Origin of the sequence: Haladaptatus halobius, assembly GCF_020618475.1 — an archaeon.
GTDB classification, from domain to species: Archaea; Halobacteriota; Halobacteria; order Halobacteriales; family Haladaptataceae; genus Haladaptatus; species Haladaptatus halobius.
Map to the genome: position 1 here is coordinate 925,884 of NZ_CP085336.1, position 12,087 is coordinate 937,970.

Consider the following 12,087-nt stretch of genomic DNA (forward strand, 5'->3'; position numbering starts at 1 on the left):
TCCTCCTGTATTGGCTGTGTTTTATCACTCACGTTCCCCACCCCTTGCCCGCGTTGACGGGCGTCAGAGGCCGTTAGGGAGGGACAGTTATGAATATTCGGGGTGGTTCGACGTGGTCGACGCGGGATTTAAGGAGAAATCGCGTCGGCCTTTGCCGTCGCTCGCTCGGCCACGCCGTGGTCTGCGGCAAACTCCACGACGACCTGCTCGCTATCGTCCGGATACCGCACCGACTCGACGCGGGCGTGGTCGTATAGCCATGAGAGGAACGTCATCGTCTCGCTCGTGTTGGGAAGTTCCAGTCTGTCGGTCTCCAAGTCGGGCAGTTCGTCGGCGATTCGCTCCCGGAGCGCGTCGATACCCGTCCCCTCGGTCGTGCTCACGACGACGGGGGCGGGCGCGAGATCGGCGATTTCCGCGACTCGTTCGTCCAGTTCGCCGTCCGCGACGCGGTCCGCCTTGTTGAGAACCGTGAGGACTCGATCCGCCTCGCCGTCGAGCAGGTCGCGCGAGGTTTGCAGTTTCTCACGCAGTTCGGGCAGCGGGTCGCTCGCGTCCGCGACGAGACAGACGAGATCCGCCTCATACGTCTCTGTCAGCGTCGCTTCGAACGATTCGACCAGCCAGTGGGGCAGGTCTTGGATGAATCCGACCGTGTCCGTGACGAGCGTCTTTCGTTCCCGAATCTCGGCCCGGCGGATCGTCGTTTCGAGCGTCTTGAAGAGACGGTCTTCGACCGCGGCGCTCTCGTGGAGGTCGTCGTGACGCTCCGGGTCGAGTTCCATCTCGTCTGCCAGCCGCCGCAGGAGCGTCGATTTCCTGGCGTTCGTGTAGCCCGCGAGCGCCACGAGGTCGAATCCCGACTCCCGACGCTTTTTGCGTCGCTGGTCGCCGACGTCGGAGAGGCTGTCGGGTTTCGATTCGATTCGGTCTTTGATGTCGGTGATACGCCGGTTTTCTTTCTCCCCGAGACCGCCCCGCGCCCGACGCTCGTTCGCCGCTTCCTTTTCGAGTCTGATCTCCGCTTGTACGCGGGGGCGTTCGTACCGGAGTTGTGCGAGTTTAACCTGCAACTTCGCGCGGCGGGTTCCGGCCTGCTGGCTGAATATCTCCAGCACGAGTCGATACCGGTCGAGGATCTCGGTCTCGTCGGGACACAGTCGTCCGAGTTCGGAGGTCTGCTGTGGGCTGAGGGGGTTGTCGAAGATGACGGCGTTCGCGCCCACATCCGCGACTCTCTCGGCCAACTCCTCCGCTTTGCCGCGACCCAACTGATACGTCGAGTCCTCCGGCCGCGATTGGGTGACCGCGCCGACCACCTCGTAGCCCGCCGCGTCGGCGAGCGCCCCTATCTTCGTCGTTTCCGCTGTTCCGCCGTCTGCTCGTTTTGCGATGATTGCTGAACCTGTTTGCATGGTTGAATCGCGTGTGCGTCTCTTCGTCGGTACCTCGGCGAAAATCGCCACTCTGCGCTGATCGACGTGTCACGAACGAAACCGGGAGGGTCGGTGTGCGCCGTTGTCGTGAGGCGGACGACGACCCGACTGGTGCCCAGTCAGTGAAGGAGAGAGGTGGTCATGCTTCGACCTTGTTTGCCGAAACGAGCATCTATCTAAAAAAGGTACCGGAAGTGTCGGAACTCCGACTGGATGAGCGAGCGCCAGTCAGCCGCGACCGGAATGTCGGAAAATCGTCACAAAGCGGTTTCGGAACGGATTTGGGCGAACAGCACACAGACGAACGAGAAGCGTTCGAAGCGAACGATTTCGCCGGCAGTGAGGTCGTCGAGCAACTACTCCGGAGCACAACTACCGAAATATGATACACGAACTGTCACCGCTGCTCACGTACGCCGAACTGTTCCCCCACGAACCACGCGATACGCCATCGGGGGCGTGCTCGTTGGTCTCGGGGTAGCGATCATCTATCTCGGAACCGGCATCATCGCCGGCGCGAGCACGTTTCTCGAATCGACGCTGTCGTACGCCTCGACCCGTCCGCGATTCCAGTGGTCGAAGTACGTCGCGTCCCGTGATTGGCGCGTCGTCTTCACGCTGGGAATCGTCGGCGGAGCGGCCGTCTATCGGATCGTTTTCCACGGCGATATCTGGACGATGGACGTACAGTGGTGGCGACTGCTCGGAGGTGGCATCTTGGTCGGCGTCGGCACGCGCCTCGGGAAGGGGTGTACGTCCGGCCACGGCGTCTGTGGTGTCGGTTCGGCATCCTCGACGTCCATCGTCAACGTGGCGACGTTCGTGGTCGTGGCGGTCGGCACCGCGCAACTGGTGCAGGCGGTGGGGGTGTCGCCGTGAGTTCCGATGACCACGGTTCGCTGTTCGCGTCGCTATACTGCTCGGTGGTCTCGTCTTCGGCTTCGGCCTCGGTTTCAGTCACATGGCGCGACCCGAAGTCGTCCTGAACTTCCTCCAGTTCGAGGATCTCGGCCTCCTCTTCGTGATGGGCGGCGCGGCGGTCGTGACGGGGACGACGTTCGCCGTCGCAACTCGCTTCCTCAGGAGCGCGCCGCTGACCGGCAGCGCGTACGCGCGACGGCTGAAGTCGTTCGACCGGGATGTCGTCGGTGATGGCGTCGTCTTCGGCGTCGGCTGGGACGTCTCCGGCATCTGTCCGGGGTCGGCCTACGCTAGCGTCGGCATCGGGAACTATCCGATGTTGCTCGGCGTCGCCGGGATGTTCATCGGTGCGTACCTACAGGACCGCTGGCGAGAACGCCGCGCGGAGCCGGACGGCGGACCGCAGCTGCCGACTGAACTCTCCGGAGTGTTGCACGAAGTATACAAACTATTTTACCTCCGTAGTTCCTACCGGGGTTCATACGATGGCTGATTCGATGGCAGAGTACCTCCAGCAGGATATGGAGTGTGAAGGGCTGCTGGAGTGTATTCACGGACTCAAAGAACTCGACAGGAAGTGTTATCAAGTCGTGATCGACGGCGACGAACCGATGACCATCGACGAGATAGCGGAGCGCATCGACCGCGAACGCTCCACCGCCTACCGCTCCATCCAACGACTGCTACAGGCCGGCTTCATCCAGAAAGAGCAGGTGAACTACGAACAGGGTGGCTACTACCACGTCTATCGACCGACCGACCCCGGCGAAGTGTCCCGCGACATGCAACGGATGTTGAATGAGTGGTACGCCAAGATGGGCCAACTGATTCAGGAGTTCGAGGACAAGTACGGCGAGACGGAGCAGCCGACTCCGACCGTGTGATCCCGGTCTGGCGCGATAAACCACCTCGTAATCTCGCCATGACCCGGTAATCGCCCGACACCGACCGACCCGAGTGTTTATATACGATAGCGGAACCACTTCGCCCCGAATGGATCGACCGTGAGATTGGCTGTTGGCAGCTATGTGGTTCCTACGGCCGTCGCTGCCGTCTCGTACCCGTTCCGTTTCGAGTCTGCTACCGTCTCCTGCGGAGCATAGCCGACGTTTCCGCTCACGGGGACTCGCGCTGTGGCCTCCCGAAGATTCCGTCTTCTCGCGGTCGGAGAAGCGAGGATCGTCGCCGATAGTCATTTCCCGATTGCGAGCGAGATACGGAGGGATGTACGACCGTATCCTCCTCCCGACGGATGGAAGCGAGACGACCGAGAAAGCCGTTCGACAGGCGCTCGACATCGCGACGACCTACGACGCGACCCTCCATGTCGTCTCGGTGGTAGACCAGACGGTCGTTCCGCCGGACGTTCGCGCCGACATCCTCTACGACGAACTCGAAGACGAGGCCGACGACGCGGTGAACGATACCGAGACGAGAGCGGAGGAAGCGGGAATCGAGGTGGAGACCGCCGTGCTCCAAGGAACGCCGCACCGCGCCATCCTCGACTACGCCAACGAACACGACATCGACCTCATCGTGATGGGCACCCACGGTCGTCGGGGACTCGACCGCTATCTTCTCGGAAGTGTCACGGAGAAAGTGGTGCGAGTCTCCGACGTTCCCGTGCTCACGGTTCGGATGGAGAGCGAGTAGGCCGGATTCGAGCAGGCGGTTCGAGCGGGCGAGTCGGTCGAACGCGAGGCGGTATTGAAGCGCTCAAATACGGTATAATCCGGCGTTTCAGCCGATTAAGACGGCGTTTCACGTCGTGGGTTTTTGTCGATGGCGCACGTAGCCCGCGACGGGTGGACGGGAAATGAGAGACACGCAGAATGACCGGGGCAGATGAACGTTTTCGAGAGCCTCCGGATAAGTTGGCGCAACATCCGCGAACACAAACTTCGCTCGACGCTGACGACGCTCGGCGTCATCATCGGCGTGGCCGCGGTCATCACGTTCGTCACGCTCGGCGCGAGTCTGCAGGCGGACATCGTCAACACCGTCGCGGGGGGGAACGCGGCGACGATGTACGTCTCCGCGCAGTCGTCGAGCCAGACCGGCCTTCCGAACTTCGGCGACGGCGGACAGACGATCTTCACCGAGCACGACATCGACGAGATTCGCTCCCTGCAAGGCGTCGAAGCCGCTGTTCCGGAGAGTGGCATCGCCGCCTCGACGGTCGGGTTCAACAACTCGACGGTGGGTCGACAGTGGGTCGTCGTGACGACGCCGTCGTACTTCGACGTGACGAACCAGGAGTTCATCGCTGGTGGCGCGTTCCAAAGCGGGGAACGCGAAGTCGTCCTGAATCGCCCCGCCACGCGGATGTTCGGGAGCGGGAACGTCTCCGTCGGGGACAACATCACCCTCACGCGGGCCGCTGGCGGTCGACAGGTGAACGCGACGGTCGTCGGTGTCGTCGAACCGTCCGAGGAGTCGGCCCTCGGCATCAGCGAAGGGCCGACGCCGCGTATCTTCGCGCCGACCGATCCGTTCTACCAGCGAACGGTGTTCAGCCCCTCGGCGAACGAGAACCAGCGCGTCTACGGGCGAGTACTCGTGTTGGCGGAGAACCCCGAACAGGTGGACGCCGTGCAGGGTCGAGTGTACACATATCTCGGCGAGAACTCCGACGCCCGCCAGTTGAAATCGAGTAACTACCGGTTCAAGGTCACCACGCAGGAGGAACTCATCAATCAGGTCAAACAGGTGAGCAACACGTTCACGGCGTACATCACCGGTATCGCGCTCATCTCGCTCATCGTCGGTGCGATCGGCATCGCCAACATCATGCTCGTGAGCGTCACCGAGCGCACCCGCGAGATCGGCATCATGAAAGCCGTCGGCGCACAGAACACCGACGTGCTCCAGTTGTTCCTGTTCGAGGCGGTGTTGCTCGGCATGTTCGGGTCGGCGTTCGGCGCACTCGCCGGACTCGGCGGTGGCTACGTCGCGGCGGAGTTCATCGGCTTACCGCTCGCGTTCCGACCCGAATGGTTCGGTATCGCCGTCGCGGTCGGTGTTCTCGTCGGTGTTCTCGCCGGACTCTATCCGGCGTGGAACGCCGCACAAATCGATCCTATCGACGCGCTTCGCTACGAGTAGCGCACGCAAACGCTGTCGCATCACCAACCAACGACACTATTTCGAACTCGAAGGTGCCGCATCGGTCATCCAAACGGTGAGCCGGCCGCTCGTCGTGTCGTTTCCGGTTATGTACCGTCGGTGACGCCATCCGGAACTTCCTCGACCGAACCGGAAAGCTTTCCGTCGAGGGTTCGAGGTTCGGTGCGCCGGCACTGACCCCCCGCGTCTGTGCCGGTGCGTTATACGGTGCGGCGCTCGAACGCACGTCGCACGGCGAGCGCGACGCCGTGGTCTCGGATACGAACCGACGAGGTTCGGGAGGAGCAGAACGTGAACTCCTCGATGCGAAGCTGACGGTCGACCGGCGCGTCGCGTTTGCGCTCGGAATAATTCAGCAATCTAACGTTACTTCCAAGGGAACGACCGCCTACCGTCACCGTGTGGTCGGTATTCGTCGCTAACCCGTCGATAGCCACTGGATAACAAAGAATGAATACGGCGATAGTTCCCCCGAACGAGAACGCCCGCCGCCACGCTCCGCCGAACGGTCGCCTCCGATTCCAACCATGGCTAGCCATCAGACGGACTCGAAAACGACACAGGAACCGCACGGACTCGGTCACGAGCTGCCATGGCTCCTCCCCGCATTGCTCGCCGGCATCTGCATCCTCTACTTCTACCTCGGCTCGCACTCGTACCCTTCGTTCGGGGCGGGACTGTACTTTCAAATCGCGGAGCGCATCGGCGAGAACGGGTACGCCCTCCCGAAGACCATCCCGGGCTACACCGCCGACGGCGTCCCGTTCGCCTACCCGCCGCTCATGTTCTACGTGTTAGCGGTGATACTCGACGTGACGAACCTCGGCTCGTTCACGATCGCCCGGTTCCTTCCCGGGCTCGTCACCATCGTGTACCTCGTCCCGCTGTACTTATTCGTCCGCGACCTGTCCGGCTCACGACCGCAGGCGTCGCTCGCCACCCTCATAGTCGCCGTCAGCCCGCAGTTACTCCAGTGGCACATCTCCGCCGGCGGAATCGTCCGCGCGCCGGCCATGCTGTTCGCGCTCACCGGCATCTACTCGGGCCTCCGCCTCTTTCGAGAGCACGACGTTCGATGGCTCGTCCCGTCGCTCATCGCGTTCTCGTTGACGATTCTCACCCATCCCATGTACACCGTCTTCTTCGTGATGAGCTTCCTCCTACTCTATGTTCGGTTCGACCGGTCGCTTCGCGGGTTCCTCTACGGTTCGCTCGTCGGCGTCGGGGGGATCGTCCTCACCGTGCCGTGGTGGGGCGTGGTGCTCACGATGCACGGCTCGACCGTGTTCGCGGCCGCGGCGGGCACCCACGGCGGCATCGGAGGTGTGATTCCCACGATGAAAGGTCTACTCGAACGACAGCTCAACGAACCGCCGTTCCTGTCCGTCTGGTACATGATTCCCGCCGTCGGGTGTCTCTGGCTCGTACTGAAACGCGAGTTCTTCCTACCGGTGTGGTTGTTCGTCGTCGTCGCGGCCATGGGCGAACCTCGCTTCGTCTTCCTCATCGGCGCGCTCGTCAGCGCGCGATTCGTCTTCGACGGAATCGCGCGCTGGTTGAAAGACGGCGTGTTGGTGACGTTGAACCGAGAAGAGGCCGTGACGTTCTCGGTCGTGCTCCTCGTGACCATCGGACTCAGCGGCGGTACGCTGTACGCGATGGGGGGGTTGAACGCTCACGCCGGAAGTCCGTCGCTTCCGCAGTTCGTGGACGACGGCGACGTCGAGGCGATGGCGTGGGCCGAGTCGAACACCAGTCCATCGGCGGAGTTCGTCGTGCTCGGCGACGCGGCCGAGTGGTTCCCGCAGCAGACCGACCGGACGATCCTCGTCGGTCCGTGGGGCGTTGAGTGGAAGGGTCACTCCCAATATCGCTCCCAGTTGCGCCGTTTCCGACAGCTATCGCGGTGTCACAGTTCGTACTGCTTGACGGGCCGGTTGATGCAGTCTCAAGTCCACCCGGACTACGTCTATGTTCCGAAAGGAACGTACACGATTCGCGGGATGCAACGGTCTCAACCGAGTAGGATGATGATGACGATGCTATCCTCGTCGCGGTATCGCCTCGTGTTCGAAAACGAGGGGGTCGCCATCTTCGAGGTGGCGGACGGGTGGCATCCGGCTACCCCCGGTCCGACGAAACCGCTTCCGATGTAGGTTTTCTCTCGGTCGAATCACGGACGTTCGCGGAGGGGCAGAACGTCCGTGGTACGCGCCTCGAATCCCGTCGTCGAGAGGGAGCGTTTTTCCCCGACGACTTCCAAGAGTGCTCGATGCGCTTCACAACCGGGGCAGTCCTCCTCACCGTCGTCGTCGCACTCGTCGGCGTTGGATTCGTCGCGTTCGAGGCGAACGACGGCGGGACGCTCTCTGAACGCTGGGTCAGCGACACCGGGCGAGACATGAACGGAAATCACCACGCCCCGGCGGCGGCCAACGTTTCGGGGCGGTCGCTCGTCTTCGCGCCGATAAGCGACCGCGGGAACGGGACGGGATGCGGGCTGTACGCGCTCGACGCGAACGACGGTCGCGTCGTCTGGGACGACCGCGTCTCACCCGCCGACTGCACCCTCCACGCCGTCGCCGACCCGACCGTTGCGGACTTCGACGGCGACGGAACCAGAGAGGTGCTGGCGACGAGCACGGAACGGCGAGTCACGGCCTATCATCCGCTCTCTGGCGACGAGGAGCTACGTCACGAACTCAGCGCGTACGGCTACACGCAGCCCGTCGTTTCGAACTTCGCGCCCGACTTGGGACGGGAAACCGCCGTGGTGGATGTGGAAGGGCGGCTATCACTCGTCCGGGCGAACGGAACCGCACTGTGGAGTCGGAATCTCGGCGGCACGGTGTGGGCGCAACCCGCCGCCGCAGATTTCGACGCGGACGGTTCCACCGAACTCGCGGTCGGCGTGGCCTCGCCCGACGGTGGCCACGTCGTGCTACTCGCCGGAGACAACAGTACCGAGTGGCGGGTCGACGCCATCGACGACTCCATCCTCTGGATGGGAACCGGTCAGGCGGACGACGACTCCGCGGTCGAGATCTCCGTCGCAACGTCGGGCGGTGCCATCGTCCTCGTAGACGGGGCCGACGGGAGCGTCGAGTGGCGGCGCTCGGTCGGCGACCTCGCGGCGGTTCACGACATCTCGGACGCGAACGGGGACGGAACGCCAGAGGTCTACGCCGTCTCCCGCGACGGGACTCTGTTCGCGCTCCGGGCGACCGACGGGAGCGTCGAGTGGAAGTCGTCGCTGACGACCGGCACGCAGATGACACCGCCGCCGCTCGTCGGCGACGTGGACGGCGACGACGAACCCGAACTAGTGGCGACGACGAACGACGGCAAAGTCGCCGTCGTCGCTCCTGACTCGGGCGACGTATTGGCGACGTACGAGCGTTCGGTTCCCATCTACACGCACCCGGCGCTCGCCGATTTGGACGGTGACGGCGCCGAGGAGATCTACGTCACGTACGGTGACGGTCGGGTCGTCTCGCTCGCGTACGAATCGTAGCGACTGCCGTGAGACATAAGTCCCGACCCCACCAACCGAACGAGCGTACAGATTTACTTCAGTCCAAGGTACAATTTATGTCAGGCGCAAATCCACAACAGGAGAAGCTTAGAGTCGGAGTCGTCGGCGGCGGTTACATCGGGAAGACCGTCGGTCGGGAATTCGAGGAAGACCCTCGTTCGACGGTCGTCGCCCTCGCGGACGTGAGCGATGCTGCGCGAAACGAGGCCGGAGAGGTGCTCTACGTCGGGCAGGGCTCTCAGTACGAGAAGTACACCGAGATGCTCGACGCGGAGGAGTTAGACGCCGTACTCATCGGAACGCCGCACACGTTCCACTACGAGCAGGTGACGATGGCGCTCGACGACGGACTACACGTCCTCTGTGACAAACCGCTCACGACCGACCGCGATACGGCCCGCGAACTCGTCGAGCGGAGCGAGGGCGACCAAGTGTTGATGATCGGCTACCAGCGGCACCTCAATCAGGCGTTCGTCCGGGCGCGAGAGCGGTGGCACGGAACCGACCTGACGCCGCGATTCATCAGCGCCGAGATTACGCAGAACTGGATATCGCGGTTCGAAGACACGTGGCGAACCGACTCCGACCTCTCCGGCGGCGGCAACCTCTACGACACCGGGAGTCACCTCATCGACGCCGTCCTCTGGACGACCGGACTGACGCCCGCCTCCGTACAGGCAACCATGAAGTTCGCCGACGATGCCCGGCGGGTGGACGAACGGGCGCAACTCACGGTCGAGTTCGAGGAAGGGTCGTCCGCCAGCATCTCGGTGTACAGCGACGCGCCTTGCGTCCGCGAACACGTCCACATCTGGGACGACGAGGGGGCGCTGTACCTCGAAGGGCGCCAGTGGGAACCGCGCCAGTTGACGGAGATCGAGGAGGACAGCACGACCGTCGTCCCCTACTTCGACAACCGGCGCCAAGAGAGCAAGGCCGCGGCGTTCATCGACTCCATCGAGAGCGGGAAAGAACCTCCTGCGACCGCCCGCGACGCGTTCGCCGTGACCGCGCTCACGGAGGCGGCCTACGAGTCGGCGAGGTCGGGCGACCGCATCTCGATTGACCTCGACTGACGAATCCCGGATTTTTCGCCGGATGCACTCGTCGTGTTCGACCCGCTCTTCAGATGTAGTGCGCCGCGATCCACGTCAGCAGCGCGAGCAGTAGGAGCGGGAAGATGGTCAGGAAGTGGGAGATGGCGTATATCAAGGGTTGGCCCTTCCACGGCGTCCAGACGGTGAACAGGATTACGAAGAACAGGAGGATGAGCATCGGGACGACGTTCACTGTGATGTCGAGGAGCGTCTCGCGGTCGAACGTGGAGTCGTCCATCAGTTCTCACCTCCTTCTTCTCCTCCGTCCGCCACCGCCGTCTCGCGCTTCTTCTCGAACCACGTCCACTCCTTGGAGCGCAGGCCGTCGGCTTCGAGGTGCCACGGGTCGCTGTCCTCGACCGTCGGTCCTTCGAGCCACGACTGGGCGATGTTCCAGACGAAGATGAGTTGGCCCACTCCGAGGATGAACGCGCCAAGGGTTGCGACCTGATGCCACGTGGTGAACTGCGGGAGGTAGGTCGCGTACCGCCGGGGCATGCCGCCGTAGCCGAGGAACAACAGGGCGAAGAACGTCACGTTCGAGCCGATCATCGTCAGCCAGAAGTGCCAGTGGGCGAGCGTCTTCTGGTACATCTTGCCGGAGTAGATAGGGAACCAGTAGTAGAACGCTGAGAAGAGCGCCACGGCGATGGCCCCCATCACGAGGAAGTGGAAGTGACCGACGACGTAGTAGGTGTCGTGGAGCACGAGGTCGACGGGGATAGCTGCGAGAAAGACCCCGGTGACGCCGCCGATGATGAAGTTCTGGATGAAGCCGATGCTGAACAGCATCGGTGCGGTGAGACGGATGTTCCCGTTCCACATGGTCGTAATCCAGTTGAACACCTTCACCGCGCTCGGGATGGCGATGGCGAGCGACACCGCCATGAAGCTGAGCCGAATCCGGGGGTCGATGCCGGTGGCGAACATGTGGTGTGCCCAGACGCCGAAGGAGAGTACGCCGATGGCCAGCGTCGAGTAGACGACGAACTTGAACCCGAACAGCTTCCGTCCCGCGAAGCGCGGAAGGATGAGGCTGACGAGTCCCATCGGCGGCAGGACGATAATGTACACTTCCGGATGGCCGAAGAACCAGAAGAGGTGTTGCCAGAGAAGCGGGCCACCGCCCTCCGTGGAGAAGAACGTGGTGCCGAAGTTGCGATCTAACAGGAGCATGATGAGCGCGCTGCCGAGCAGCGGGAACGCGAAGAGGATGAGACCGCCCTGCGTGAGCACGGTCCACGAGAACAGGTCGAGTTCGGACCAGTCCACGTCGCGCTCGGTGAAGATGGTGGCGATGAAGTTGATGGCACCCATCGTGGTGCTGATACCGGAGAGGTGGAGACCGAGGAGCATGAGGTCGTTCGTCGGAATTGGCTGTTCCGCCGATAGCGGCGTGTACATCGTCCAACTCGTCTGCGGGGCTTGCATATCGCCGAGGAGCGCGAGCGGAAAGCCGATCCAGATGAGAATCGCGGCGGGGGGGAGGAGCCAGAAGGCGATGGCGTTGATGCGCGGAAACGCCATGTCGTCCGCCCCGATGAGCAACGGGATGAAGTAGTTCGCGAACGCCGCGATCATCGGCGTCACGAACAGGAACAGCATGGTGAGGCCGTGCGTGGTGAGCAGGGCGTTGTAGAAACTCGCCTGCATGAGGTCGGCGTCCGGCGTGATCAGTTCGGTTCGCATCAGGAGGACGCCGAATCCGGCCCAGACGAACGCGATCAGCGCGAAGGCTCCGTAGAGCATCCCGATGTCCTTGTGGTCGACCGTCGTCAGCCACCGAACTACTCCGGCGGGTTTCTCCGCGTACTCGACTCGCCGCTCTTCGACTTGACCCCACCCCCCACCTGCGGGCGTGTACGACCGCCAGTCCTCGACGCGCAGGACGTAGAACAGCACGAGGAGGAGGAACCCACCCATCAGGATGGTGAGCGCCAAGTCCGTCGTAAGCGCAGCCATCGTACTGGTA

11 protein-coding genes and 2 pseudogenes are annotated in these 12,087 nt (G+C 63.0%); 9 read left to right on the top strand and 4 right to left on the bottom strand.

The window, feature by feature from the left end:
- Positions 1–128: 128 nt before the first annotated feature.
- The gene (gene hflX, locus LIW51_RS21575; RefSeq protein WP_227377088.1) at positions 129–1,415 is read right to left on the bottom strand and encodes a GTPase HflX; all 1,287 of its coding nucleotides are present in this window, start codon (positions 1,413–1,415) and stop codon (positions 129–131) included.
- Between the two features lie 95 nt (positions 1,416–1,510).
- Between hflX and LIW51_RS21580 the strand changes: the two genes are divergently transcribed.
- The 6 genes and pseudogenes from LIW51_RS21580 (at position 1,511) to LIW51_RS21605 (ending at position 5,462) form a co-directional block, all read left to right on the top strand.
- Positions 1,511–1,822, top strand: a complete 312-nt coding sequence (locus LIW51_RS21580; RefSeq protein WP_227377089.1) for a hypothetical protein — start codon at positions 1,511–1,513, stop codon at positions 1,820–1,822.
- A pseudogene (locus LIW51_RS21585) lies at positions 1,819–2,315 on the top strand (YeeE/YedE family protein). The gene LIW51_RS21580 and the pseudogene LIW51_RS21585 overlap by 4 nt, the downstream one beginning before the upstream one ends.
- 34 nt (positions 2,316–2,349) lie before the next feature.
- Positions 2,350–2,745 (top strand): annotated as a pseudogene (locus LIW51_RS21590) (DUF6691 family protein); the annotation flags it as partial.
- Positions 2,746–2,842: 97 nt separating this feature from the next.
- Positions 2,843–3,241, top strand: coding sequence for a helix-turn-helix domain-containing protein (locus LIW51_RS21595; protein WP_227377090.1), 399 nt, complete (start codon positions 2,843–2,845; stop codon positions 3,239–3,241).
- Between the two features lie 340 nt (positions 3,242–3,581).
- Complete coding sequence (locus LIW51_RS21600; RefSeq protein ID WP_227377091.1) at positions 3,582–4,010, top strand: universal stress protein; 429 nt, start codon at positions 3,582–3,584, stop codon at positions 4,008–4,010.
- A 192-nt stretch (positions 4,011–4,202) separates the two neighbouring features.
- Positions 4,203–5,462, top strand: coding sequence for an ABC transporter permease (locus tag LIW51_RS21605; protein WP_227377092.1), 1,260 nt, complete (start codon positions 4,203–4,205; stop codon positions 5,460–5,462).
- A 221-nt stretch (positions 5,463–5,683) separates the two neighbouring features.
- Here the strand turns inward: LIW51_RS21605 and LIW51_RS21610 are convergent, their stop codons facing one another.
- Positions 5,684–6,022, bottom strand: a complete 339-nt coding sequence (locus LIW51_RS21610) for a hypothetical protein (protein WP_227377093.1) — start codon at positions 6,020–6,022, stop codon at positions 5,684–5,686.
- Here LIW51_RS21610 and LIW51_RS21615 point away from each other — a divergent pair.
- The 3 genes from LIW51_RS21615 to LIW51_RS21625 all read left to right on the top strand — a co-directional run bounded on the left by LIW51_RS21615 (position 6,011) and on the right by LIW51_RS21625 (position 10,094).
- On the top strand, positions 6,011–7,639 hold the full coding sequence (locus tag LIW51_RS21615) for an ArnT family glycosyltransferase (RefSeq protein ID WP_227377094.1): 1,629 nt from the start codon (positions 6,011–6,013) through the stop codon (positions 7,637–7,639). The two genes, LIW51_RS21610 and LIW51_RS21615, sit on opposite strands and share 12 nt — an antisense overlap.
- A complete protein-coding gene (locus LIW51_RS21620; protein WP_227377095.1) occupies positions 7,594–8,997 on the top strand; it encodes an FG-GAP-like repeat-containing protein in 1,404 nt (467 codons plus the stop codon). The genes LIW51_RS21615 and LIW51_RS21620 overlap by 46 nt, the downstream gene beginning before the upstream one ends.
- A gap of 77 nt (positions 8,998–9,074) precedes the next feature.
- Positions 9,075–10,094, top strand: a complete 1,020-nt coding sequence (locus LIW51_RS21625; protein ID WP_227377096.1) for a Gfo/Idh/MocA family protein — start codon at positions 9,075–9,077, stop codon at positions 10,092–10,094.
- A 49-nt stretch (positions 10,095–10,143) separates the two neighbouring features.
- Here the strand turns inward: LIW51_RS21625 and LIW51_RS21630 are convergent, their stop codons facing one another.
- Complete coding sequence (locus LIW51_RS21630) at positions 10,144–10,353, bottom strand: DUF6684 family protein (protein ID WP_227377097.1); 210 nt, start codon at positions 10,351–10,353, stop codon at positions 10,144–10,146.
- On the bottom strand, positions 10,353–12,038 hold the full coding sequence (locus tag LIW51_RS21635) for a cbb3-type cytochrome c oxidase subunit I (RefSeq protein ID WP_438267408.1): 1,686 nt from the start codon (positions 12,036–12,038) through the stop codon (positions 10,353–10,355). Before LIW51_RS21635 ends, LIW51_RS21630 begins: the two co-directional genes overlap by 1 nt.
- Positions 12,039–12,087: the final 49 nt, after the last annotated feature.

What these genes read in the sequence shown, in the direction of transcription:
- hflX (WP_227377088.1), bottom strand. Translation starts at nt 1,415, where the DNA reads ATGCAAACAGGTTCAGCAATCATCGCAAAACGAGCAGACGGCGGAACA.
- LIW51_RS21595 (WP_227377090.1), top strand. Translation starts at nt 2,843, where the DNA reads ATGGCTGATTCGATGGCAGAGTACCTCCAGCAGGATATGGAGTGTGAA.
- LIW51_RS21600 (WP_227377091.1), top strand. Translation starts at nt 3,582, where the DNA reads ATGTACGACCGTATCCTCCTCCCGACGGATGGAAGCGAGACGACCGAG.
- LIW51_RS21605 (WP_227377092.1), top strand. Translation starts at nt 4,203, where the DNA reads ATGAACGTTTTCGAGAGCCTCCGGATAAGTTGGCGCAACATCCGCGAA.
- LIW51_RS21615 (WP_227377094.1), top strand. Translation starts at nt 6,011, where the DNA reads ATGGCTAGCCATCAGACGGACTCGAAAACGACACAGGAACCGCACGGA.
- LIW51_RS21610 (WP_227377093.1), bottom strand. Translation starts at nt 6,022, where the DNA reads ATGGCTAGCCATGGTTGGAATCGGAGGCGACCGTTCGGCGGAGCGTGG.
- LIW51_RS21625 (WP_227377096.1), top strand. Translation starts at nt 9,075, where the DNA reads ATGTCAGGCGCAAATCCACAACAGGAGAAGCTTAGAGTCGGAGTCGTC.
- LIW51_RS21630 (WP_227377097.1), bottom strand. Translation starts at nt 10,353, where the DNA reads ATGGACGACTCCACGTTCGACCGCGAGACGCTCCTCGACATCACAGTG.
- LIW51_RS21635 (WP_438267408.1), bottom strand. Translation starts at nt 12,038, where the DNA reads ATGGGTGGGTTCCTCCTCCTCGTGCTGTTCTACGTCCTGCGCGTCGAG.